The following is a 23678-nucleotide window of genomic DNA, read 5'->3' on the forward strand; positions in this document are numbered from 1 at the left end:
AGGGTGGCTTCCGGTCTAGAGGTCGAGCAGACCGGCCGGCGGGTCGACGACGACGCGTCCGCCGGCGAGATCGACCTCCGGGACGATCGCCTTGACGAACGGGATCAGCGCGCTGCCCCCCTGCGGGCGGCGCAGGACGAGCAGGTCGGAGGCGGGCGCATGGTCGATCTTGACCACCTCGCCGAGGTGCTCACCGGCCGGGGTCACCACGGCCAGGCCGACCAACTGGTGGTCGTGGAACTCCTCCGGGTCCTCCGGTGGGGCGACGGAGGCGCTGTCCACTCCGAGCAGGGTGCCGCGCAGCGCCTCGGCGGTCTCCCGGTCGAGGACCCCCTCGAAGGCCACCAGCATCCGGCCCTGGTGCCAACGGGCCGCCTCGATGGTCAGCTCGTCGGGGACCAGGTACGCCACCCCCGGGTCGGCGGTCGCGGCCGGCTCGGCCCCGCCCCGACGGGGGGTCTCCACCCGGGGCGGCACCCCCGGCTCGGTGCTCAGCACCGCGCCGGGGGCGAACCGCGCCTCGGGCTCGTCGGTCCGCACCTCCACGGTGACCTCACCGCGGATGCCGTGCGGCTTGCCGATCCTGCCGACGATGAGCAGCATCAGTACGAGTCGACGATGTCGACGCGTACCCCGCGTCCTCCGATGGAGCCGATCACCTGACGCAGCGCCTTGGCGGTCCGACCGGACCGCCCGATCACCGTGCCGAGATCCTCCGGGTGCACGCGGACTTCCAGCCGCTTGCCCCGACGGGAGTCGACCATGCGGACGCGCACGTCGTCCGGGTGGTCGACGATCCCCTTGACCAGGTGCTCCAGGGCGGGACGCAGCGGCATGTCAGGCCTGCTCACCGGAGTCGGCAGCAGCGGCCGGGGCCTCGGCCGGAGCCTCGGTCTTCGGCGCTTCGGTCTTCGGCGCCTCGGGCTCGGCCGGGGACTCCGCCTTGGCGGCCTTGCGGGCCGGCTTGGCCGGGGTCTCCGGAGCCAGGCCGGCAGCGGCCTTCGCCTCGGCCTCGTACGCCGCCTTGCGGTCGGCGCGCTCGGCGGCGACCTTGAGCGGCGGCGGGGCCGGCAGGCCCTTGAACTTCTGCCAGTCGCCGGTCAGCTCCAGCAGCCGCTGGACGGCCTCGCTCGGCTGCGCGCCGACCGAGAGCCAGTACTGGACCCGCTCCGACTTGACCTCGATGATCGAGGGGTCTTCCTTCGGCTGGTAGATGCCCACGAACTCGATCGCGCGACCGTCGCGCTTGGTGCGCGAGTCCGCGATGACGATGCGGTACTGCGGGTTGCGGATCTTGCCCATCCGCAGGAGCCGGATCTTTACGGCCACAGTTGTTTCGCTCCTGTTGCGATTTCACCGACCCGGCTACGGGCGGTGCACGGGTGAGCGTCGACCGGCACAGTGGGGTTGGGCCGGAGACTGCTCGGTGGACTGGCGACGCGCCCGGGTTAGAGGGCGCCGGACGCGCGCCGGATACCAGCGACCCATTCTGCCAGATCGCGCACCGGATGCTCACATCGGGCCGGCCCGACGGCAGGCGTCGGTCCCGGCGGGGCCATCCGACCACCGCCGCCACGCGCCCCGACGACGGCCCAGCCAGGTGAGCTACGACACATTCACCGCGCGGGCGGTCGGTCCCAACCCGGCGGCAGCTCCGTCGGGGACGTCCAGTCGGCCGGCGGGACGAAGTCGCACCAGGTGCCGTCGAACGGGAACTTCCCCGCCTCGGCGAGGGCGATCACCCGCTCCCCCTCGGCACGGACCGCCTGCTCGTCGGTCACCCAGTAGTGGTCGGGAAAGGCCAGCCGCTCGGTGAACTCGCCCTCGTCCTTCCACTGCCAACTGAGATCGGGACGGACCACCACGTCCAGGTCCTGGTCGACCACGTCCACCCCGGCCACCGACCCGTCGTCCCACCGGACACCGGGCTCCTCCAGGTTGACGTACCAGGCGACGAAGCGGTCCTGCTCGTCGCGGAAGAACCAGACCGAGTGCGCCGCCCCCGTGGGCAGGAACTCCAGCAGCGCAGGGCCGTCCCACCGGCCCCGGGCCAGCCGGTAGGACGAGGCGATCCACTCGGTGAACGGCATCGCCCGCATGCCCAGGCCCGCCTCGGACACCTCGTGCGCCACCGGCGTGTCCCGGGCCACCCAGAGCAGCAGACCCCGGTCGTCGTCGCCGACCACCCGGGCCGGCCGGACCCACCCGATCCGGCCCCGCCGCACGTTGCGGTGCATGATCAACTGACCTGGCGCGAAACGCATCACACCTCCACAGGTCTGGACGGGCTTCCTGCGCCCCGGCCCACCGCCGCACCCGGGACGAACAGTGCGGGCCGGCTTTCGGCGTACCCGCGACGAACGGGGCAGCCGGGTCCGGGGCCGGTTGCGCGGCGACGCGGTCGCCGCGCCCAGGCCGGTCGGCGACCCGGGAGCCGGACCTGCGGGCCCCCGGGCTGCGGTGGGCCGCCTCAGTAGGCGCGGGCCAGGATGGCGGTCAGGTCCGGCTCGTCCTCGCTGTCCGGGACGGAACCGTCGGCGCGCAGCAGGCACCGGACGGTGACGCCCTGGCCGTTGGCCTCAGCCTCGCCCGGCACGCCGACGGCCGACCACGGCACCATGGCCCAGCCGGTGGCAGCCGCCTCGATCGCCTCGGCGAGGGTGGACACCTCGACGGTGCGAGACCGCCGGTGGGCCAGCGCCTCGTCGTGCAACGCCTGCTGGTCGGCCTCCAGAGCGGCCAGGACCGCGCCGACGACGTCCGCGACCGGGGTGGGGGCCTTCGAGCCGTCCGTCCGCCGGACCACGACCGCGTTGCCGGCGGCCAGGTCGCGGGGGCCGACCTCGACGCGTACCGGATAGCCGCGCAGCTCGGCGTCGACGGCCCGACGGCCGAACGCGGTGTCGGTGCGGTCGTCGAGCGCGACCCGGACCCCGGCGTCGCGCAGCGCGTCGCGCAGCTTGGCCGCCGCCTCGCCCACGCCGTCGCCCGCCTTGACGATCATGACGTACGCCTGGATCGGGGCCAGCCTCGGCGGCACCCGCAGCCCGTTGTCGTCACCGTGCGCCATGATCAGCCCGCCGAGCATCCGGGTCGAGGTGCCCCAGGAGGTGGTCCAGGCGTGCTCCCGGCCACCCTCGGCCGAGGAGTAGCTGATGTCGAACGCCTTGGCGAAGTTCTGCCCCAGCTCGTGACTGGTGCCGAGCTGCAGCGCCTTGCCGTCGCCCATCATGCCTTCGCAGGTGTAGGTGGCGGTCGCCCCGGCGAAGCGCTCCCGGGCGGTCTTCAGCCCGACCACCACCGGGATGCCCAGCACGTTGACCATCAGGTCCTCGTACGCCTCGTGCAGGATCTTGCGGGCGTAGGCGCGGGCGTCGGCACGGGTGGCGTGCGCGGTGTGCCCCTCCTGCCAGAGGAACTCGCTGGTGCGCAGGAAGATCCGGGGGCGCAACTCCCAGCGGACCACATTGGCCCACTGGTTGAGCAGCAGCGGCAGGTCCCGGTACGAGTCGATCCACTTGGCCATGAACTCGCCGATCACCGTCTCGCTGGTGGGGCGCACCACCACCGGCTCGGCGAGCTGCTTGCCGCCACCGTGGGTGACCACCGCCAGCTCCGGTGAGAAGCCCTCGACGTGCTCGGCCTCCCGCTTGAGGTAGCTCTCCGGGATGAACAGCGGGAAGTACGCGTTCTCCGCGCCGGCCGCCTTGATCCGGGCGTCCATCTCGGCCTGCATCCGCTCCCAGATGGCGTAGCCGGCCGGTCGGATGACCATGGTCCCCCGGACCGGGCCGTTGTCGGCCAGCTTCGCCTTGGCGATCAGGTCCTGGTACCAGCGGGGAAAGTCCTCCGCACGGGGAGTGAGCACGCGAGCCATGACCGCACATCCTATGCGCCCCCCGACGGGTCGGCGCAGCCGGGCGTGCCCGCACTACCATCTGCCGTCATGCTCTGCGACCCGGCACCGGCCCTGGCCCCGCTCGCCGCCCGCTGGGTGGCCTGGGTGGCCGCGCACCGTCAGCCGGTCAACCCGGTCAAGGACGACACCGGCCGGCACGGCGGACGTCACCAGCCGGACGACGTATGGTTCCTCGCGGGCACGTTCGGCGGTGGGGTCAGCCGGCGCTGCGTGGTGCCGGCGGGCCGTCCCCTGTTCTTCCCGGCGTTCAGCTACTGGCAGCCCGGCCGCCGCGACGAGCCGGCCGAGCCGATGCCCGACGCCAGCGGGCACGCCGAACTGGACGGGGCCGCGGTGCCGGTACGGCCGGCCGGCTCCGCCGCCTCGTTCCCGGTCCGGGGGTTCTTCAACAACGTCGTCACCACCTGGCCGTGGCCGGTGCAGGTCTCCTGCTGGGGCCTGTGGGGGCTGGTGCCGCCGCCGACGCCGGGCACGCACCGGCTGACCTTCGCCGGGCACGACGGCGCGCGGTTCTGGGTCGAGGCCGAGTACGAACTCGACGTGCGCTGAGCAGCATCCGTGGCCGTCGACCACCGTGGTCGGCGGGCGGGCCGGCCGCGGGCGACCCGGCCGGTCAGCGGACCACCCGGCCGGTCAGCGGACCACCCGGCCGCGCAGGACGATCCGGCTGGGCGCCCGGACCACCCGCAGGTCGCGGCGCGGATCCTCGGGGTAGACGACCAGGTCCGCCAGGCCGCCCTCGACCAGGCCGGGGAAGCCGAGCCACTGTCGGGCCCGCCAGGAGGCGGCGGCGAGGACGTCCACGGCGGGCATGCGGGCCTGCTCGTGCAGCAGCAGCATCTCCTCTGCGGCCAGCCCGTGGTCGATGCCGCCGCCCGCGTCGGTGCCCACGTAGATCGGCACCCCGGCCTCGTGGGCGGCGCGCACCACCTCGGGGAAGCGGTCGCGCAGGGCGAGCATGTGGTCGGCGTAGCCGGGGAACTTGGGGCGGGCCGCGGCGGCGATGCCTCCGAAGGTCCGAATGTTGATCATCGTGGGGACCAGCGCGGTGCCCTGCCGGGCCATCAGGTCGATCAGGTCGAGGCTCAGCCCGGTGCCGTGCTCCACCGAGTCCACCCCGGCGCGCACCATGATCTCCACGGCCGACTCGCTGAACGTGTGCACCGCGGCGCGTACCCCGGCGGCGTGTGCGGCGGCCACGGCGGCGGCCATCGTGTCGGCGTCCCAGGCCGGGGCGAGGTCGCCGACGCCCCGGTCGATCCAGTCGCCGACCAGCTTGACCCAGCCGTTGCCGGCGGCGGCCTGCGCGGTGACCGTCGCGGCCACCTCCGCCGCGTCGACCTCCAGGCCGATGTCGCGCAGGTAGCGCCTCGGTGGGGCGACGTGCCGCCCGGCGCGGGCCAGTCGCGGCAGGTCCGGTTCGTCGTCGAGTTCGGGGTACGGGTACGGCGAGCCGGCGTCGCGCAGCGCGAGCACCCCGGCGTCCCGGTCGGTACGGGCCAACGTACGGGCCTGGTCGAGGGAGGTGACCGGGGTGGCACCCCGGGCGATGCCGAGGTGGCAGTGGGCGTCGACCAGTCCGGGCAGCACGAACCCGGAGTCGGCGACCGTCTCGGCATCGGGCACCGGGTCGAAGGTGACCCGGTCGCCGTCGAGCCAGACGTCCCGGACCTCGTCGTCGGGCAGGAGCACACCGCGCACATGCAGAGCCATGCGCACAGTCCTACCCGATCACGGCCCCTCGGGGGCGAGCAGGTCGTTCTTCCGGGCGGTCAACGCCGGCAGGTCGACCGAGACCTTCCACGGCTGCTCGGTGACGAACAGGTCCTCGGTGTGGGTGAGCTGCTCGTAGTCGCGGCCGCCGGGACCGAGCGCGTACTCGGTCAGCGTGATCCGGTCCTGGAGCGGGTCGACCACCCAGTACGAACGCACTCCGGCGTGCGCGTAGACCTTCGCCTTGTCGTACATGTCGCGGAAGGTGGAGGTGGGTGACACCATCTCCACGGCGAGCAGAGCGTCCTCGACGGGCAGCGGGCTACGAGTAGCGTTCCCCCGCCGGACCACGACGACGTCCGGCCGGGGCTCGTTGCGTCGGTCCACCCGCATCGAGAGATCGATTCCGACCTGGTATTCCCTCGGGCAGTTCACTCGAAGAGCGAGCAGCAGCTCGACGCACATGTCTTGGTGCAGCAGAGTCGGCGACGGCACGATCAACCTTCCGTTGATCAGTTCGTACGGAAGGTCCTTCGGCAGGTCGCCGAGGTCGTCGACCGTCCACTCGTGCCGTTCGGGCAGGATCGGGGCTGCGGTCATGACATCTCCTTCCAGGGGGCGGAAACACCCTAAGCGCCCGCCCCGTCGCCCACCGTAACCGACACGCGTCAGCGGGGCCGGTTGTCGCCCCTGCCGAGCTTGTTGAAGTCGATCTTCGGAAGCTTGAAGCCCGGCGGCAGGCCCTGGCCGCCCGCCAGGTCGTTCGGGTCCATCCCCGGCGGGAGCTGCGGCATGCCACCCGGGAAGCCGCCCGGCAGCCCGGCGCCCGCGCCGCTACGCGGCCGGTTGCCGCCCTTGGTGCCCTTGCGCTTGTTCTTCGGCGACTTGGTGGCCTTGCGCCGGCCCCCGCCGGGCAGGCCCATCATGCCGCCCATCTGCTTCATCATCTTCTGCGCGTCGGCGAAGCGGTTGAGCAGCTGGTTGACGTCCATGACGGTCACCCCGGAACCACCGGCGATACGGGCCCGCCGGGACCCGTTGATGATCTTCGGGTTGGTCCGCTCGGCCGGGGTCATCGACCGGATGATCGCGGTGACCCGGTCGAAGTGCTTGTCGTCCAGCTCGGCGAGCTGGTCCTTCATCTGCCCCATGCCGGGCATCATGGCCAGCACGTTGGCGATCGGGCCCATCCGCCGCACCGCGATGAGCTGGTCGAGGAAGTCCTCCAGGGTGAACTGCTCACCGCCCATCAGCTTGGCGGTCATCTTCTCCTTCTGATCGGTGTCGAAGGCCTGTTCGGCCTGCTCGATCAGAGTGAGGACGTCGCCCATGCCGAGGATCCGGCTGGCCATCCGGTCGGGGTGGAAGACGTCGAAGTCCTCCAGCTTTTCACCGGTGGAGGCGAACAGGATCGGCTGGCCGGTGACCTCGCGTACCGACAGTGCGGCGCCACCCCGGGCGTCGCCGTCGAGCTTGGACAGCACCACGCCGGTGATGCCGACGCCGTCGCGGAACGCCTCGGCGGTGCGGACCGCGTCCTGACCGACCATCGCGTCGATGACGAAGATGACCTCGTCGGGGTCGACCGCGTCGCGGATGTCGGCGGCCTGCTGCATCATCTCGGCGTCGATGCCGAGCCGGCCGGCGGTGTCGACGATGACGATGTCCCGGGCGGCCCGCTTGGCGTGCTCGATCGAGGCGCGGGCGACCTGCACCGGGTCACCGGTGCCGTTGCCGGGCTCCGGGGCGTACACCTCGACGCCGGCGCGGCCACCGAGCACCTGGAGCTGCCCGACGGCGTTGGGACGCTGGAGGTCGGCGGCGACCAGCAGCGGCTGGTGCCCCTGGGCCTTGAGCCAGCGGGCCAGCTTGCCGGCGAGGGTGGTCTTACCGGAACCCTGGAGGCCGGCCAGCATGATCACGGTCGGCGGCTGCTTGGCGAACTGGAGCCGGCGGCCCTCGCCGCCGAGCACGTTGATCAGCTCTTCGTTGACGATCTTGACGATCTGCTGGGCCGGGTTGAGCGCCTGGGAGACCTCCGCGCTGCGGGCCCGCTCCTTGACGTTGGTGATGAAGCCCTTGACCACCGGCAGCGCGACGTCCGCCTCCAGCAGCGCCAGCCGGATCTCACGGGCGGTGGCGTCGATGTCGGCATCGGTGAGCCGGCCCTTGCCGCGGAGCTTGGTGAAGATTCCGGACAGGCGGTCACTCAAGGTGTCAAACACGCGAACATCCCGTTTGTCGTCAGCGGCGGGCACAGGTGCGGCCGGGCCGGCTGTCCAGCCCACCGTTAGGGTAGCCCGCCGGCCGCACGCCCGCTCCGGCCCCGCACGCCACGCCCCGCGCCACGCCGAAGGCAGCGGACGCGCGTTTCCCCCACCCCCGCCGGCACCACCCGGGTCAGGACACCACCAGTCCCGACTGGTAGGCGAAGACCACCAGTTGGGCCCGGTCCCGGGTACCCAGCTTGACCATGGCCCGGCTGACATGGGTACGCGCGGTGGCCGGGCTGACCCACAGCCGGTCGGCGATCTCGGCGTTGCTCAACCCCTCGCCGACCAGGGCCACCACCTCGCGCTCCCGGTGGGTGAGCGACCCCAGCCGGGGATGCGGACGCGGGACCCGGGCCGGGCGGGTGGCGAACTCCCGCACCACCCGCCTGGTCACCGACGGCGACAGCAGCGCCTCACCCTCGGCGACCAGGCGGATCGCCCGCAGCAGCTCGACCGGGCGGGTGTCCTTGGTGAGAAAACCGCTGGCCCCGTGCCGGAGGGCGTCAAAGACGTACTCGTCCAGCTCGAACGTGGTCAGCACCACCACCCGGGTACCGGCCAGCGTCGGATCCCCGACGATGCGCCGGGTGGCCTCGATGCCGTCGACGCCGGGCATCCGCACGTCCATCAACACCACGTCGGGGCGTTCCCGACGGGCCACCTCCACGGCGGCGAGCCCGTCGGCGGCCTCCCCGACGACGGTCAGGTCGTCCTCGCTCTCCACCAGCGTCCGCAACCCGATCCGGACCAGGTCCTGGTCGTCGGCGAGCAGCACCCGGATCATGCGACCTCCCGCGTCGGCAGCGTGGCGTACACCCGGAAACCGCCGGACGCGGCCGGCCCGGCGCTGAAGGTACCGCCCAGCGCGGTGACCCGCTCCCGCATGCCGGCCAGACCGAAACCGGTGGACGGCTCGGGCACGGCGGGCCGGCCCCGGCCGGTGTCGGTGACCTCCACCGTGACCTCGTCCTCGGCATAGCCGATGCGGACCTCGGCGGTGGCCGGCCCGGCGTGCCGCAGCACATTGGTCAGCGCCTCCTGCGCCACCCGGTACACGGCGAGGTCCACCGCCACCGGCAGTGGCCGCGGCGTCCCGGTCGTCGCCACGGCCACCGACACGCCGGTGCCGGCCAGCCGCTCGCGCAACTGCGTGAGCTGGGCCAGCCCGGGTGTCGGCCCGCGCCCGCCGACCGCCTCCTCGCGGCGCACCACGGTGAGGGTGACCCGCAGCTCGTCCAGGGCCGCCTTGCTGGTCCGGCTGATCGCGGTGAGCGCCGTCTCGGCCTGCTCCGGCCGGCGCGCGAGCAGGTGCAGCGCGATCTCGGCCTGGAGGTGGATCGCGGCGAGGCCATGGCCCACCACGTCGTGCACCTCGCGGGCCACCCGCAGCCGCTCCGCGTCGGCCAGCCGGCGGGCCTCGTCCGCCCGCCCCCGGGCGGCGCCCTCCCGGCTCAGCCGCACCGCCGCCCCCACCGCGAACGGCACCACCACCCACGCGGCGACCGGCATCAACGCGACCGGGCCGAGTGGACGCACGCCGACGAACACCTGGACCAGCAGCGCCGCCAGCACGACCGCGCCCGCCGTCGCCGCGACGCGGACCGGCCGGTGCGCAGCCACCGTGTAGACCGCCACCAGGAACGACAGCAGGATCGGCCCGTACGGCTGCCCGAGCACCAGGTAGCCGGTGGTCGCGGCGGCGGCCACCGCCAGCGTGGCCGCCGGCCAGCGCCGGCGCACCGCCACCACGAGCGCCGCCACCACGACCAGCGGGTAGGCGCCCGGGCCTGCGGGCACGCCCTGGTTCAGGCCGGCCGGCGCGGTGCCGACCAACCCGATCGCCAGCAGGACCAGGGCGAGCAGGCCGTCGAGGAGCCACCGTCCCCGGTCCCCGCTCTCACGCGCCACGTCCCTCCCCCGTCCCGGCTCAGCCGATGTCCCGCCGGCGCAGCAGCACCGCGCCGACCGCTGCGAAACCCACCAGGTACGCGGTGACCACCAGCGCCGCCTGCCCACCACCGACCGTGGCCGCGACGCCGGGGGTGTCGCCGGGCGCACCCAACGCGGCCACCAGCGCCCCGGCGTTCGGGCCGGGCAGCCCCAGTTGAGCCGTCGCCACCCAGTCGACAAGCGGCGCGGCGATCGCGGCGAGCAGATTCTGCACGACGAGCATCCACACCAGTCCCAGGCCGACCGGCAGCGCCACCGCACGCAGCGCGACCGCCAGTACGGCACCGAGCATGGTCCACATGGTGGCGATGAGCCAGCCCGCGCCGATGCCGGTCACCAGGTCACCGGTCGACGGCCAGCGCACCGGCTGTCCCTCGACGGACGCGATGAGCGCGGCGGCCACCGCGCCGAGCACGAACACCGCCAGCACCACCGCCAGCGCGGCGACGGCAAGGGTGAGCAGCTTGCCGCCGTACACCTGGAGCCGGGTGGGTCCCTGGGTGAGCAGGGTCTTCCAGGTCCCCCAGCCGTACTCCCCGCCGACCGTGAGCACGCCGAGGATCAGCAGGATCGCGCCGAGGAAGATCGGCAACCCGCCGAGGGAGTTGCCGACCAGGTGGTCGGGGAGCATCGCGGGCAGCGCCCGGTCGGTGTTCGGTCCGTCGGCGTCGCCGGCCACCCCGGCGTACGGGAAGAGGTAGGTGAAGATCAGCGAGAGCGCCAGCGCGACGGCCAGCAGCAGCCAGCCGGCCGGGCGTCGCACCAGCTTGACCAGTTCGGCGCGGAAACTACGCGACATCGGCCGTCCCCTTCCCCACCAGGTCGAAGAAGACCTCCTCCAGATCCCGTTCCCGGGGCCGCAGTTCGCGTACGGCCAGGCCGGCACCGACCAGTTCGGTGTTCAGCCACGCCGCCCGCTCCGGCTCGACCGAAAGCTCCAGTCCACCGTCGACGATCCGGACCCGGTCGACGCCGACGAGTTCCCGGGCCCGGGCCGCCGCCTCGTCCAACGGGTCGGCGAGCAGTCGCAGCCCGGCCGCGCCACGCAACTCCGCGACGCTGCCCTCGGCCACCAGTGCACCCCGGGCGAGCACACCGACCCGGTCGCAGACCTGCTCGACCTCGCCGAGCAGGTGGCTGGAGACCAGCACGGTGCGACCGGCCGCGCCGAGCCGCCGGATCAACGTCCGCATGTCCGCCATGCCGGCCGGGTCCAGGCCGTTCGTCGGCTCGTCCAGGATCAGCAGCGGCGGGTCCTTGAGCAGGGCGGCGGCTACCCCGAGCCGCTGTTTCATGCCCAACGAGTAGCCGGCGTACCGGTCGCCCGCCCGGTCGGCGAGGTCGACCAGGCCGAGGACCGCGTCGACCCGGTCCGCCCCGACCCCGGCGAGGCGGGCCAGCACCCGCAGGTTCTCCCGCCCGGACAGGTACGGGTAGAAGGCCGGCCCCTCGATCAGCGCGCCGACACCGGCGAGCCACCCCGCACCAGGCGTACGGCCGAACAGCCGCACCGCCCCGGTGCTGGGACGGACCAGGCCCAGCAGCATGCGCAGGGTGGTGGTCTTACCGGCGCCGTTGGGGCCGAGGAAGCCGTACACCTCGCCGGCCCGGACGGTCAGGTCGAGATCCCGCACGGCGGTCAGTCCGCCGTACCGCTTGGTGAGCGCTTCGGTCTGCACTGGCAGGTTCATGCCCCGAGGATCGCGTCGCCGGGCCTTCGGCGCGTCGGCCCGGCGGCGGCTCCCGGCATACGTCGACGGGCGTACCGCACTGCCCGGAAGTTGCCCGGCAAGGCCGGGAGAGACGGCGGCGCGGTCCTACACCGCGGCGAGGACGGCGGCCTCGATGTGGGCCCGCTGCTCGTCCGACGGCCAACCACCGACCAGGTAGAACGCGTCGACCACGTCACCGCCGAGGGTGGAGATCCGGGCGGCGCGCACCTGCGCCCCGGCCTCGTCCAACGCGCAGGTGACCCGGTAGAGCAGGCCCGCCGCGTCGGCGGCGCGCAGCTCCAGCAGGACCGCGTCGGTGGCCGCCTCCCGGTGCCAGACCACCCTCGGCGCGGCACCCTGGCTGCGCGCGGCGAGCGCCCGGCCCCGCAGCCGCTGGGTGACCGAGACGTCGCCGGTGACCGCGCGGCGCAGGTCGGCACTGAGCGCGATCGGGTCCGGGGCCATCCCGTAGCGCGGCTGCACCCGGCACTCGACCAGGGCCCGGTCGTCGACCGTGGCGGCGTCCGCCGAGATCACGTCCAGCCGGTGCAGGGCCAGGCAGCCGGCCACCGTGGCGAGCAGTCCCCGCCGGTCGGCTGCGGCCACCGCCACCCGGTCGTCGGTCAGGTGCACGACCGGCAGCGGCCCGGCGACCAGCGCCGGGTCGGGGTCCGGCGGGGCGGGCACCATGCCGGTGTCCAGGGTGGTCCGTACCCGGGCGACCAGCTCGGCGATCAGCCGCCCCTTCCAGCCGGACCAGGCGGCCGGGCCGGTGGCGGCGGCGTCGGCCAGCACCAGGGCGTGCAGCAGCTCCAGGGTGGTGGTGTCACCGACCCGCTCGGCCACCCCGGCGATCGTCTTCGGGTCGGACAGGTCGCGGCGGGTGGCCACGTCGGGCAGCAGCAGGTGCAGCCGGACCAGCGTGCCGATCAACGCCGCCTCCCCGGCGGGCAGGCCGATCCGGGTGGCCACCGCCTGGGCGAGCGGGGCACCGACGGTCGAGTGGTCGCCGTCCAGCCCCTTGCCGATGTCGTGCAGGAACGCGCCGATCAGCAGCAGGTCGGGGCGCTCGACGTCACGGGTGTGCCGGCTCGCCTCGTACGCGGCCTGCACCAGGTGCCGGTCGAGGGTGAACCGGTGCACCGGGTTGTGCTGCGGCAGGCTGCGCAGCCGGGTCCACTCGGGCAGCCAGCCGTCGATCAGGCCGTACCGGTCGCAGGTCTCCCAGGCGGGCACCAGGCCGGGGCCGGCACCGAGCAGGGTGACGAACGCGGACCGGGCGGCCGGTGGCCAGGGCGCGGGCAGCGGCGGGCAGTACGCGGCCAGCCACTCGCAGGTGGCCCGCGCGATCGGCAGCCGGGTGGTGGCGGCGGCGGCGGCGATCCGCAGCGACAGGCTCGGGTCGGGGCGGGCCCCGATGGCGGTCCGGGCGAGCACCAGCTCCCCGTCGTGCTCGACGACGTCCCGGGCCACCGGGCGGCGCAGCGGCCGGCCGTCGGCGCCCCGGCGGCGGCCGGAGCGGAGCCGGTCGGCGGCCCGCCAGGCGTCGTCGAGGGCGTGGCTGACGGTGCGGGCGTCACCGGCGACCCGGCGCAGCAGGGCGTCGCCGTCGCCGGTCTCCGCCCGCATCCCGGCGTCGGTGGCCTCCGGGGTCGGCTGGCGCAGGCCGAGCAGCGCGGCCACCCCGGCGCGTTCCTGGGCGACCAGCCGGTCGACCCGGCGGCCCACCTGCCGGTGCAGGGCGTCGCGAGTGTCCAGCAGCCGCAGGTGGGCGGCGCGGACGGCGGGACGCAGCGCGTCGGTGATCCCGGCGGTGGCGATGGCCCGCAGGATGCCCACGTCGCGCAGCCCGCCGGCGGCCTCCTTCAGGTCACCTTCGAGCAGGAAGGCCAGTTCACCGTGGGTACGCCAGCGCACCTCGGTGATCTCCCGCAGGGCGGGCAGCTGGCGTACGGCGGTCCGCCGCCAGTGGTCGGTGGCGGTGCGGGTGAGGGTGTCGGCCAGCGCCGGGTCACCGGCGACGAAGCGGGCGTCGAGCAGGGCCAGGGCGACCTTGACGTCGTCCTGGGCCACCGACAGCGCCTCGGCGAGGGTACGCACCGAGTGGTCGAGCCGGACCCCGGCGTCCCAGATCGGGTACCACAGCGAGGCGGCCAGCTCGTCCACCCCGGCCACCCCGGCGTGCAGCAGCACCAGGTCGAGGTCGCCGTACGGGGCGCACTGTCGACGGCCGAGGCCACCGACGGCGATCAGCGCGATGCCCTCCCGCTTCGGCAGCAGCCCGCGCAGCCAGGTGTCGAAGGCCTCCGCCCGGCCCGCCCGGGCCGGTTCCCCGATCCCCGCCGGGACCCCGACGACCCCGTCGACCAAGAGGTTCCCGTCTCCGTTTCCGGTGTCATCCGACGTGTTCCTCTTGATCGACGGGGTCATCTGGGGGGTCCTCCTACAGGGCGTCGAGGCCGCGTTCGCCGGTACGGACCCGGACGACCTCTTCCACGCCGGTCACCCAGACCTTGCCGTCACCGATCTTGCCGGTCCGGGCGGCGGCCACGATCGCGTCGACGACCTTGTCGACGTCCATCTCGTCGGTGAGCACCTCGACCCGGATCTTGGGCAGGAACTCGACCGTGTACTCGGCACCCCGGTAGACCTCGGTGTGCCCCTTCTGACGTCCGTACCCCTGGACCTCGCTGACGGTCAGGCCGGCCACGCCGAGGGCGTGCAGGGCCTCCTTCACCGCGTCCAGTTGGTACGGCTTGATGACCGCGGTCACCAGCTTCATGTCCAAGCCCTCCATTCTCCGAACGTTAACCGGCGACCTTCTCGTCCACGGGCGCGGTGGCCGGTTCGGGGGCCCCCGGGGAGGCCGGCTTCGCGCCGCCGGGGGTGATCCCGGCCATCGCGAACGCACCGCCACCGGCACCGCCGGTGCTCGGGGACAGGTCGTAACCGCTCTCCGCGTGCTCGCTGATGTCGATGCCCTCGACCTCGTCGTCGGCCTTGACCCGGAAACCGAGGGTCTTGTCGATGACGAAGGCGAGCACCCAGGCGACACCGAACGACCAGGCGGTCACGATCAGGCCGGCGAGGGCCTGGCGGCCGAACTGGGTGACGCCGCCGCCGTAGAACAGGCCGTCGGAGGCGCCGACCACGTCGCTGATCGCGGCGTTGACCGAGTTGGTGGCGAACAGGCCGAGCCAGAGCGACCCGATCCAGCCACCGACGAAGTGCACGCCGACCACGTCGAGCGAGTCGTCGTAGCCGAGCTTGTACTTCAGGCTGATGGCCAGGGCGCAGACCACACCGGCGACGATGCCGAGCAGGACCGCCGCCCAGGGGGCGATGAACCCACAGGCCGGGGTGATGGCGACCAGACCGGCGACGGCACCGGACGAGGCACCGACCATGGTCGGCTTCTTGTCCTTGATCCACTCCACCGCGATCCAGCCGAGCACCGCAGCGGCGGTGGCGAGCTGGGTGTTGATGAAGGCCAGCCCGGCGACCGAGTCGACGGTGAGCTCCGACCCGGCGTTGAAGCCGAACCAGCCGAACCACAGCAGGCCGGCGCCGAGCGCGACCAGCGGGATGTTGTGCGGCTTCATGCCCTCACGCGGCCAGCCCAGCCGCTTGCCGAGCACCAGGGCGACGGCGAGAGCCGCCGCACCGGCGTTGATGTGCACCGCGGTACCACCGGCGAAGTCCAACGCGTGGATCTTGGCGCCGATGATGCCGCCGCCCCACACCCAGTGGGCGACCGGGAAGTAGACCAGGGTGGCCCAGCCGAAGGCGAACAGCAGCCAGCCGCCGAACTTGGCCCGGTCGGAGATCGCGCCGCTGATCAGCGCGACGGTGATCACCGCGAAGACCATCTGGAACGCCATGAACACGTACAGCGGGACGCCGATGCCGCTGGGGTTCTCCGCCGTGGCGCCCCACAGGTCGGTCTCGGCGAGGAAGGTCTTGGTGCCCAGGTAGGCACCGGGGTCGCCCCAGAAACCGTTGACGTCGGTCCCGAAGGCGATGCTGAAACCGTAGAACCACCACAGAACAGAGATGAGCCCGATGGCGGAGAAGCTCATCATCATCATGTTGAGCACGCCCTTGGCCCGGTTGAGGCCGCCGTAGAACAGCGCCAGTCCCGGGGTCATGAGCAGCACGAGAGCGGTCGAAACCAGCAGCCAAACGGTGTTGCCGCCGTCGATCGTCGGTGCTTCAGGCACGCTGGCCTCCTAAAGGTGAAGTTCCCTCCTTCGCGGCTTCCGGGGCAGCGTCGCCCGTACGCCGGTTGGGCGGAAGCTTGGTCGGCGGCTGTTTCCTGGACCGACACCCCTCGATTTCCGACACGTGACGGGTTGTTTCCGGCGTGTGAAGAACCTCGATCATGAAAACCGGGAAACGAAAGAGTGGCCGTCCGGTGACGAACGGCCGCTCTTTCCCCGATGGCGGCTGATCGCCGGGGTGGTCCGGGTGGTGGGCGCGTGGGGTGACCGGGCCCGGCTCGCGTGGGGCCGCCGGGCCGGGCGCGCGGGACGCGCCGGGCGCGCACCGGCCCCGAGCGGGTCAGCGGAGGGCGTGCTCCAGGGCGTGCCGTTCGTAGTCGAGCAGGCGCAGGTCGCGCATCGGGCGCCGAAGGTGACCCTTGTGCACGATCCGGACGAACGCCGGCTCCCCCGCCGCGGCCATCCGCCGGATGCCCTCCACGTGGTCGACGATCCGCTTGCGGATGGTCCGGATCAGCCGGTGCCGGTCCCGGGGGATCAGCCCGTACGCGTCGGCGAACAGCCGCAGCCGGCGGGGGCGGTCCGGGTGCTTCCAGCCGAGCGTGATCGAGTCCCGGTCGGCGAAGATCGGCACCCAGGTCCACGCCGCGTACGCCACGTCGTAGATCCGGGCCCCGGGCGAGGCGAGGTCGAAGTCGATCAGGCCGAGGGTGCCGTCGGGCCGCCAGATCACGTTGTGCGGGGCGGCGTCGTGGTGGCAGATCACCTCGGTGTCCGGTGGCGGCGGCCCGAACGAGCGCCAGACCGCGCCGGGCGGCGGGGCGAAACCGTACTGGGCGTCGTGGAACATCCGCAGCATGGTGGCCACCGTCACCAGCGCCTCGTCGGTGACCCAGTGCGGGGCCAGCGGGTACTCCCCGCACTCCCCTTCGAGGTAGGACAGCACCTCCCGGTTGCGCTCGTCCATCCCCAGCGCCCGGGGAGCGCCGGTGAACCCGACGTACTCCAGGTGGCGCAGGAGGGCGTGCACCGAGGGCGTCCACGGGCCGGCGTTGCGCCGGACGGTGTCGCCGACCCGGACCACGGTGCTCACGTTCCCGCCGTGCAGCGGGATCTCCTGCGAGGTCACGTACGGTCTCCCCAGGCCCGGCGCCGCATGGCGGGGGTCACGCCACCCGGCGTACGCGCGATCGTCGTTGCTCACCGCGAGGTTACGCGTCCCGGGCGAGCGGCTCGGTGCCGAGCAGCGCGTCGACGAACTGCGCCGGGTCGAACGGGGCCAGATCGTCCGCGCCCTCGCCGAGACCGACCAGCTTGACCGGGATGCCGAGCTTGCGCTGGACGGCGATCACGATGCCGCCCTTGGCCGTCCCGTCGAGCTTGGTCAGCACCACGCCCGTCACGTTCACCACCTCGGTGAAGACCCGGGCCTGTTCCAGCCCGTTCTGCCCGGTGGTGGCGTCCAGGATCAGCAGCGTCTCGTCGATCGGGCCGTGCTTCTCCACCACCCGCTTGACCTTGCCCAGCTCGTCCATCAGGCCGATCTTGTTCTGCAACCGGCCGGCGGTGTCGATGAGCACGGTGTCGGTGCCGGCGTCGATGCCCCGGCGGACCGCGTCGAAGGCCACGCTGGCCGGGTCGGCGCCCTCGGCGCCCCGGACCGTCTCGGCGCCCACCCGGCCGCCCCAGGTCTCCAGCTGGTCGGCGGCGGCGGCGCGGAAGGTGTCGGCCGCGCCGAGGGTGACCGAGCGGCCGTCGGCGACCAGCACCCGGGCGATCTTGCCGCAGGTGGTGGTCTTGCCGGCGCCGTTGACCCCGACCACCAGCAGCACCGCCGGCATGCCGTCGCGGCCGGTGGTGCGCAACGAGCGGTCCAGTCCCGGGTCGAGGGCGGTGACCAGCTCGGTGGCGAGCAGGTCGCGCAGCTCACCGGCGGAGCGGGTGCCGAGCACCCGGGTCCGCTCGCGGAGCCGGTCGACGATGTCCCGGGTGGCGTCGATGCCGACGTCAGCGGTGATCAGGCTGTCCTCGATCTCCTCCCAGGCGTCCTCGTCGAGGTGGTCGCGGGCGAGCAGGCCGAGCAGGCCCTTGCCGAAGGCGTTCTGCGAGCGGGCCAGCCGCGACCGCAGCCGGACCAGCCGGCCCGCGGTCGGCTCGGGGACCTCCAGCGGTGGGGCCGTGACCACCGGCGGCTCGACCAGGACACCGGTGGACAGGTCGGACTCCGCCGCCTCGACGGGTGGCCCGGCGAGGTCCTCCTCGGCCCGGGTGTCGACCTCGGTCTGCGGCAGCGGGGGTGCGGCACGCCGACGCAGCCGGGGCACGACCAGGCCGAGGCCGCCGAGGATCAGCACGCCGAGCAGGGCCAGTGCGACGAGGAGGTAGTCCGTCATGCCGAAATCCTGTCAGATGCCGGCGACGGCGTCCCACTCACCGCCTCCGGAGCTGAGCGAGCTGCGGGTACGCTCGCCGCTGCCGGGGGTGACCCACCCGCCCACGGGGTAGAAAAGATGAAACGTCCTCTCCTCGGAGGTGCCACCAATGCCTGAGCCCCGTCTGCTCATCGGCCCGTTGCTGCGCCGGGTCGTCGGCACCCGGGCGACGGTGTGGGTGGAGACCAGCGGGCCCGCGGTGGTCACCGTCCGCACGGCCGACGGCGCCACCGGCTCCGCGCCGACCTTCTCCGCGTACGAGCACCACTACGCGCTGGTGGTGGTGGAGGGGCTCACCCCGGACCACACCACCAGCTACGAGGTGCTTGTCGACGACGAGTTGGTCTGGCCGGTGGCCCGCGACGGGTTCCCGCCCAGCGTGATCCGGACCAGGGCGGCCGACGACCGGGACCAGCCGGTCAGCCTGATCTTCGGGTCGTGCCGGGAGACCACCCAGCACAACACCACCCGCAAGCTGCCCCCGGACGCGCTTGACGCGTACGCCCGGCGGTTGATGGCCGCGCCCGACCCGGACGACCTGCCCGACCTGCTGGTGCTGCTCGGCGACCAGGTCTATGCCGACGTCACCTCGCCCACGGTCAAACGGTTGCTCAAGCGGCGTCGGCGGCGGCCGAAGGACGCCCCGGCCGACCAGGTGGTCAGCTTCGACGAGTACACCAAGCTCTATCTGGAGTCGTGGCGCGACCCGGAGATCCGCTGGCTGCTGTCCACGGTGCCGAGCGTGATGATCTTCGACGACCACGAGGTGATCGACGACTGGAACACCTCGAAGTCGTGGCGGGCCGACATGCGCGAGCAGGCCTGGTGGGCCGAGCGGATCCGCAGCGGCCTGGCCTCCTACTGGGTCTACCAGCACCTGGGCAACCTCGCCCCGGACGAGATCGCCGCCGACCCGCTCTATGCCAAGGTGGTCGCCGCCGAGGACGCCACCGCGGTGCTGCGCGAGTTCGGCGAGCGGGTGGACTCCGAGGCCGACGAGGCGCACGACACCGAACGCTGGCGGGCCGTGCAGTACCAGTGGAGCTACGCGCTGGACCTGGGCCGGACCCGGCTGGTCATGCTGGACAACCGGTGCAGCCGGGTGCTCGAACCGGGCGTCCGGTCGATGCTGCCCGCCGGTGAGTGGTCCTGGTTCCTGGACCGGGCCCACGGGGTCTACGACCACCTGGTGATCGGCGCGTCGCTGCCCTGGCTGCTGCCGCCGGGCATCCACCACGTGGAGGCGTGGAACGAGAAACTGGCCGACTCCGGCCGGCCGTGGGTCGCCGGGCTGGCCGAGAAGCTGCGCCGGGCGCTCGACCTGGAGCACTGGGCCGCGTTCCGCCGTTCGTTCGACGCCCTCGGCGCGCTGTTCGTGCGGCTGGGCAGCGGCACCCCGGGCAGCACCGGGGACCGGATCGGCGCGGGGCCCGCGTACCCGGCGCCGGCGTCGATCAGCGTGCTCTCCGGCGACGTGCACCACTCGTACGTGGCCCGCGCCCGGTTCGACGACCCGGCGGTGCGTACCCCGGTGCACCAGCTCACCTGTTCCCCGATCCACAACCAGGTGCCGGCGGCGATGCGCCCGCTGATGAAGCTGGGCTGGAGCGCCGGACCGGCGGCGGCCACCCGGGCGCTGGCCCGCTCCGCCGGGGTACGCCGCCCGACGGTGCGCTGGAAGAAGCTGGCCGGCCCGTACTTCGGCAACGCGGTGAGCACGCTGCGGCACACCGGGCGGGAGGCGGTGGTGCTGATCGAGGGCACCACCAGCGACGGGCACCTGCGTGAGGTGGCCCGGCAGCGGCTCTCCTCGGCGAAGTGACCTCCGCCACGTACCCTCGTGCCGTGGACGATCATCTGCCCGAGACGCTGCGCGTGTTGGAGCACGAACTCACGGCGCTGCTCCGCCGGGGCCGGGCACTGTCCTGGGAGATCGCCCGGGAGGTGCACCCCAACCTGGAGCCGAACGCGTACGGCCTGCTGCTGTGGTTGCGCCGGTCCGGGTCGACCCGACTGACCGACCTGGCCGCTGAGCTGGGCATCGGCAAGGGCACGCTGAGCCGGCAGATCCAGGGGCTGGAGGCGCTGGGCCTGGTGCGCCGCGATCCGGACCCGGTCGACCGGCGGGCGGCGCAGCTGCGGCTGACCGAGGAGGGCACCCGGCGGTTCGACGCCGCCCGGTCCGCCCGGATGGACCAGATCAACCGGTCGATGGAGACCTGGCCGAAGCGGGACGTCGAGGAGTTCGCCCGCCTGATGCACCGGTTCAACGAGACCTTCTGACCCTGTCGCGCCACTCCCCGGCTCCGGCGGGCGTCACCTGCTGACCCCGTTGCGGCCCGGCGGTGCGACGCGCCGACCCCGCCGCACCCCGGCCCGGCCCGACCCCGCCGCGCCCCGGCCCGGCCCGACCCCGCCGCGCCCCGGCCCGACCCGACCCCGCCGCGCCCCGGCCCGACCCCGCCCCGCCCCGGCCCGGCCCGGCCCGGCCCGGGGTCAAGGGAATAGAGCCAGGTCACCTCCGGTTGTTGCTTGGGGCAACGAACGCTTACGGTTGCCCGAGGCACCCTTTTCACCACCAGCGGAGGCAACGACGATGACCCAGGCGACAGCGCCCACCCGGGCGACCGGCGTCGAGATGACCCACCGGCAGATCCTGGAGGCCCTCTCCGGACTGCTGCTGGGCATGTTCGTCGCGATCCTCTCCTCCACGGTCGTCTCCAACGCGCTGCCGCGGATCATCACCGAACTCAAGGGCGGCCAGTCCGCCTACACGTGGGTGGTCACCTCGACCCTGCTGGCGACCACCGCGACCACCCCGATCTGGGGCAAGCTCGCCGACCTGACCAGCAAGAAGCTGCTGGTCCAGCTCTCCCTGGCCATCTTCGTGCTGGGCTCCGTGCTGGCCGGCCTGTCCCAGTCCACCGAGCAGCTCATCGCCTGCCGGGTGCTCCAGGGCGTCGGCGCGGGCGGCCTCACCGCCCTGGCCCAGGTGATCATGGCGACGATGATCGCGCCCCGCGAGCGCGGCCGGTACAGCGGCTACCTCGGCGCGGTGCTGGCCGTCGGCACCATCGGCGGCCCGCTGATCGGCGGCGTCATCGTCGACACCTCCTGGCTCGGCTGGCGCTGGTGCTTCTACGTCGGCGTGCCGTTCGCCATCGCCGCCCTGGTGGTGCTCCAGAAGACCCTGCACCTGCCGGTCGTCAGGCGCCAGGTGAAGATCGACTGGTGGGGCGCGACCCTGATCACCGCCGCCGTGTCGCTGCTGCTGATCTGGGTCACCCTGGCCGGCGACAAGTACGACTGGATCTCCGGGCAGAGCGCCGCCATGGTGATCGGCGCGATCGCCCTCGGCGTGCTCGCCGTCCGCGTCGAGAACCGGGCCAGCGAGCCGATGATCCCGCCGAGGCTGTTCCGCAACCGGACCATCACCCTCGCCGTCGTCGCCAGCATCGCCGTCGGCGTCGGGATGTTCGGCGCATCGGTCTTCCTCGGCCAGTACTTCCAGATCAGCCGGGGCGAGAGCCCGACCATGTCCGGTCTGATGACCATGCCGATGATCCTCGGCCTGCTGATCTCCTCCGTCGTCGTCGGCCGGATCATCACCCGGACCGGCCGCTGGAAGCGCTACCTGGTCGCCGGATCGGCGCTGCTCACCGCCGGCTTCGCGCTGATGGGCACGATCCGCTACGACACCCCCTACTGGCACCTGTCCATCTACATGGCGCTGATCGGGCTCGGGCTCGGCATGACCATGCAGAACCTCGTCCTCGCCGTGCAGAACACCGTCGACGCCCACGAACTCGGCGCGGCCAGCTCGGTGGTGGCGTTCTTCCGCAGCCTCGGCGGCGCGGTCGGCGTGTCCGTGCTCGGCGCGGTCCTCAGCCACCGGGTCAAGGACTACATCGCCGACGGACTCACCGCGCTGGGCATCCCGGCCACCGGCTCGGGCAGCGGCGGCGTGCTGCCCAACGTGCACACCCTGCCGGGGCCGATCCGGACCGTGGTGGAGAGCGCCTACGGCCACGGCGCGGGTGACATCTTCCTGGTTGCCGCCCCGTTCGGGCTGATCTCCCTGATCGCGGTGATCTTCATCAAGGAGATCCCGCTACGCCAGCACACCGGGGACGCCCGGACCGACACCGTCGCGCAGGAGTCCACCGTCGCGGCGGCTGCCGGGGCGGCGGTGGTCCGCACCGGGACCGACCGGTGAGCGTCCCCGTCGAGCGTGAGCAGTACGGCCCGCAGGCCCGCCCGCAGGAGTTCGAGCGGGGCACCGACGGACCCCGGGTCGTGCTGGTCGGGGTCGACGGCAGCCGCACCTCGCTACGGGCCGCCTCCTACGCGGCAGGGCTGGCCCGTCGACAGGGCGCCGGACTGGTGGTGGTCTTCGTCAGCGCACCGGCCGGCTACACCGGCCTGATGCCCGGGGTGGTGGCCGGGGCGGTCCAGCAGACCCACGACGAACTCGCCGACGACCTGCGACAGGAGTGCCGCCGGGGCGCGGAGGAGCTGGGGCTGCCGGTGACGTTCCTGTGCCGGCGCGGCGACGCGTACACCGAGTTGCGGGCGGCAGCCGACGAGTCCCGGGCGGACCTGGTGGTGGTCGGCTCCTCCGAGCAGGCCGGGCACCGGCTGGTCGGTTCCGTCGCCACCCGCCTGGTCCGCACCGGCCGCTGGCCGGTCCTCGTCGTCCCCTGACCGGGCAGGGTCGGCGACCGCCGCCTGCGCCGGGTCGTCGCCGGGCATCCGGGCCGGGTGGTGCCGCCGACGGCGCGACGAATAACGGTCGCGGAATGTCGGACCGGGCGACGAGGATGCCGGACATGACCTGGCGAGCACCGGACATCACCCGGACCCCTGAACTCCCCGTCGGCGACGAGCGGGCCATGCTGGAGAGCTGGCTCGACTACCACCGGCAGACCCTGCTGCTCAAGTGTGCCGGGCTCACCGGCGAGCAGTTGCGCACCCCGAGCGTGCCGCCGTCCGAGCTCACCCTGCTCGGCCTGGTCCGGCACCTGGGCGAGGTGGAGGCCTGGTGGTTCCGGGAGAACTTCGCCGGGCAGCAGTTCGACTACCCGTACGGTTCCGTGGACGACCCGGACGCCGACCTCGACGTGAGCCACGCCGACGCCGAGGCCGACTTCGCCACCTACCACGAGCAGATCGAGCTGGCCCGGGCCGCCGCCGTGGGCCGCTCGCTCGACGAGACGTTCACCGAGGTGGGTCCCAAGAAACGGACCTTCAGCCTGCGCTGGGTCTACCTGCACCTGATCGAGGAGTACGCCCGGCACAACGGGCACGCCGACCTGCTCCGGGAACGCCTCGACGGGGTCACCGGCGAGTGACCCCGCCGCCGGTCGGCGCGGCCCACCCGTCCGCCGGCCGGCCCGACCCCGGCCTGGGGTGTTGCGGGCACCCGTCGTGACCGGATGACCGGACATCACCATCCGTGA

General features: G+C 73.1%; 23 protein-coding genes. 6 read left to right on the plus strand and 17 right to left on the minus strand.

Translation table 11 applies throughout. The features are described 5' to 3' along the window. Positions 1-15: 15 nt before the first annotated feature. The 5 genes from rimM to proS form a co-directional block, all read right to left on the minus strand. Positions 16-600, minus strand: a complete 585-nt coding sequence (rimM, locus tag AB0C22_RS10195; RefSeq protein WP_219470760.1) for a ribosome maturation factor RimM — start codon at positions 598-600, stop codon at positions 16-18. 2 nt (positions 601-602) lie between these two features. Further along, positions 603-863 carry an RNA-binding protein gene (locus tag AB0C22_RS10200; RefSeq protein ID WP_172862164.1) on the minus strand — a complete coding sequence of 87 codons (261 nt, stop codon included), beginning with the start codon at positions 861-863 and terminating at the stop codon, positions 603-605. Then, complete coding sequence (rpsP, locus tag AB0C22_RS10205) at positions 838-1329, minus strand: 30S ribosomal protein S16 (RefSeq protein WP_208567192.1); 492 nt, start codon at positions 1327-1329, stop codon at positions 838-840. Before rpsP ends, AB0C22_RS10200 begins: the two co-directional genes overlap by 26 nt. 287 nt (positions 1330-1616) lie before the next feature. Further along, entirely contained in the window at positions 1617-2264 is a 648-nt protein-coding gene (locus AB0C22_RS10210; RefSeq protein ID WP_219468322.1) for a DUF402 domain-containing protein, read from the minus strand. A gap of 206 nt (positions 2265-2470) precedes the next feature. Continuing rightward, positions 2471-3877 carry a proline--tRNA ligase gene (gene proS, locus AB0C22_RS10215; protein ID WP_219468320.1) on the minus strand — a complete coding sequence of 469 codons (1407 nt, stop codon included), beginning with the start codon at positions 3875-3877 and terminating at the stop codon, positions 2471-2473. A gap of 69 nt (positions 3878-3946) precedes the next feature. Between proS and AB0C22_RS10220 the strand changes: the two genes are divergently transcribed. Next, positions 3947-4468 (plus strand): hypothetical protein, encoded by a 522-nt coding sequence (locus AB0C22_RS10220; RefSeq protein ID WP_219468316.1) that lies wholly within the window; start codon positions 3947-3949, stop codon positions 4466-4468. 84 nt (positions 4469-4552) lie between these two features. Here AB0C22_RS10220 and AB0C22_RS10225 read toward each other — a convergent pair whose 3' ends face one another. From AB0C22_RS10225 to ftsY, 12 genes are all read right to left on the minus strand, one after another. Then, positions 4553-5632 (minus strand): amidohydrolase family protein, encoded by a 1080-nt coding sequence (locus tag AB0C22_RS10225; protein WP_219468309.1) that lies wholly within the window; start codon positions 5630-5632, stop codon positions 4553-4555. Between the two features lie 18 nt (positions 5633-5650). Further along, positions 5651-6232 carry a Uma2 family endonuclease gene (locus AB0C22_RS10230; RefSeq protein WP_219468306.1) on the minus strand — a complete coding sequence of 194 codons (582 nt, stop codon included), beginning with the start codon at positions 6230-6232 and terminating at the stop codon, positions 5651-5653. A 68-nt stretch (positions 6233-6300) separates the two neighbouring features. Continuing rightward, positions 6301-7857, minus strand: coding sequence for a signal recognition particle protein (ffh, locus tag AB0C22_RS10235; RefSeq protein ID WP_208567196.1), 1557 nt, complete (start codon positions 7855-7857; stop codon positions 6301-6303). A 175-nt stretch (positions 7858-8032) separates the two neighbouring features. Beyond that, a complete protein-coding gene (locus tag AB0C22_RS10240; protein WP_219468303.1) occupies positions 8033-8689 on the minus strand; it encodes a response regulator transcription factor in 657 nt (218 codons plus the stop codon). Continuing rightward, on the minus strand, positions 8686-9813 hold the full coding sequence (locus tag AB0C22_RS10245) for a sensor histidine kinase (protein WP_357534557.1): 1128 nt from the start codon (positions 9811-9813) through the stop codon (positions 8686-8688). Before AB0C22_RS10245 ends, AB0C22_RS10240 begins: the two co-directional genes overlap by 4 nt. 19 nt (positions 9814-9832) lie before the next feature. Then, the gene (locus tag AB0C22_RS10250) at positions 9833-10654 is read right to left on the minus strand and encodes an ABC transporter permease (RefSeq protein ID WP_357534559.1); all 822 of its coding nucleotides are present in this window, start codon (positions 10652-10654) and stop codon (positions 9833-9835) included. Continuing rightward, a complete protein-coding gene (locus AB0C22_RS10255; RefSeq protein WP_219468294.1) occupies positions 10644-11546 on the minus strand; it encodes an ABC transporter ATP-binding protein in 903 nt (300 codons plus the stop codon). Before AB0C22_RS10255 ends, AB0C22_RS10250 begins: the two co-directional genes overlap by 11 nt. Positions 11547-11672: 126 nt before the next feature. Then, positions 11673-13997 (minus strand): [protein-PII] uridylyltransferase, encoded by a 2325-nt coding sequence (locus AB0C22_RS10260; protein ID WP_357534562.1) that lies wholly within the window; start codon positions 13995-13997, stop codon positions 11673-11675. A 13-nt stretch (positions 13998-14010) separates the two neighbouring features. After that, entirely contained in the window at positions 14011-14349 is a 339-nt protein-coding gene (locus AB0C22_RS10265; RefSeq protein WP_067307311.1) for a P-II family nitrogen regulator, read from the minus strand. Positions 14350-14374: 25 nt separating this feature from the next. Further along, positions 14375-15787: an ammonium transporter gene (locus tag AB0C22_RS10270; protein WP_208567198.1), complete on the minus strand. Its 1413-nt coding sequence runs from the start codon at positions 15785-15787 to the stop codon at positions 14375-14377. A 340-nt stretch (positions 15788-16127) separates the two neighbouring features. Beyond that, positions 16128-16991 (minus strand): aminoglycoside phosphotransferase family protein, encoded by an 864-nt coding sequence (locus tag AB0C22_RS10275; protein ID WP_172898393.1) that lies wholly within the window; start codon positions 16989-16991, stop codon positions 16128-16130. 7 nt (positions 16992-16998) lie between these two features. Beyond that, positions 16999-18180 carry a signal recognition particle-docking protein FtsY gene (ftsY, locus tag AB0C22_RS10280; RefSeq protein ID WP_357534564.1) on the minus strand — a complete coding sequence of 394 codons (1182 nt, stop codon included), beginning with the start codon at positions 18178-18180 and terminating at the stop codon, positions 16999-17001. 148 nt (positions 18181-18328) lie between these two features. Here ftsY and AB0C22_RS10285 point away from each other — a divergent pair, with 148 nt between their 5' ends. From AB0C22_RS10285 to AB0C22_RS10305, 5 genes are all read left to right on the plus strand, one after another. Continuing rightward, complete coding sequence (locus tag AB0C22_RS10285; protein ID WP_357534566.1) at positions 18329-20041, plus strand: alkaline phosphatase D family protein; 1713 nt, start codon at positions 18329-18331, stop codon at positions 20039-20041. Positions 20042-20064: 23 nt separating this feature from the next. Beyond that, complete coding sequence (locus AB0C22_RS10290) at positions 20065-20502, plus strand: MarR family transcriptional regulator (protein ID WP_307826066.1); 438 nt, start codon at positions 20065-20067, stop codon at positions 20500-20502. 313 nt (positions 20503-20815) lie between these two features. Then, positions 20816-22435, plus strand: a complete 1620-nt coding sequence (locus tag AB0C22_RS10295) for an MDR family MFS transporter (protein ID WP_219468280.1) — start codon at positions 20816-20818, stop codon at positions 22433-22435. Then, positions 22432-22923 (plus strand): universal stress protein, encoded by a 492-nt coding sequence (locus AB0C22_RS10300; RefSeq protein WP_357534568.1) that lies wholly within the window; start codon positions 22432-22434, stop codon positions 22921-22923. The genes AB0C22_RS10295 and AB0C22_RS10300 overlap by 4 nt, the downstream gene beginning before the upstream one ends. A gap of 125 nt (positions 22924-23048) precedes the next feature. Next, the gene (locus AB0C22_RS10305; RefSeq protein WP_357534570.1) at positions 23049-23570 is read left to right on the plus strand and encodes a DinB family protein; all 522 of its coding nucleotides are present in this window, start codon (positions 23049-23051) and stop codon (positions 23568-23570) included. Positions 23571-23678: the final 108 nt, after the last annotated feature.

Origin of the sequence: Micromonospora sp. NPDC048894, assembly GCF_040649765.1 — a bacterium.
GTDB lineage: Bacteria > Actinomycetota > Actinomycetes > Mycobacteriales > Micromonosporaceae > Micromonospora > Micromonospora antibiotica.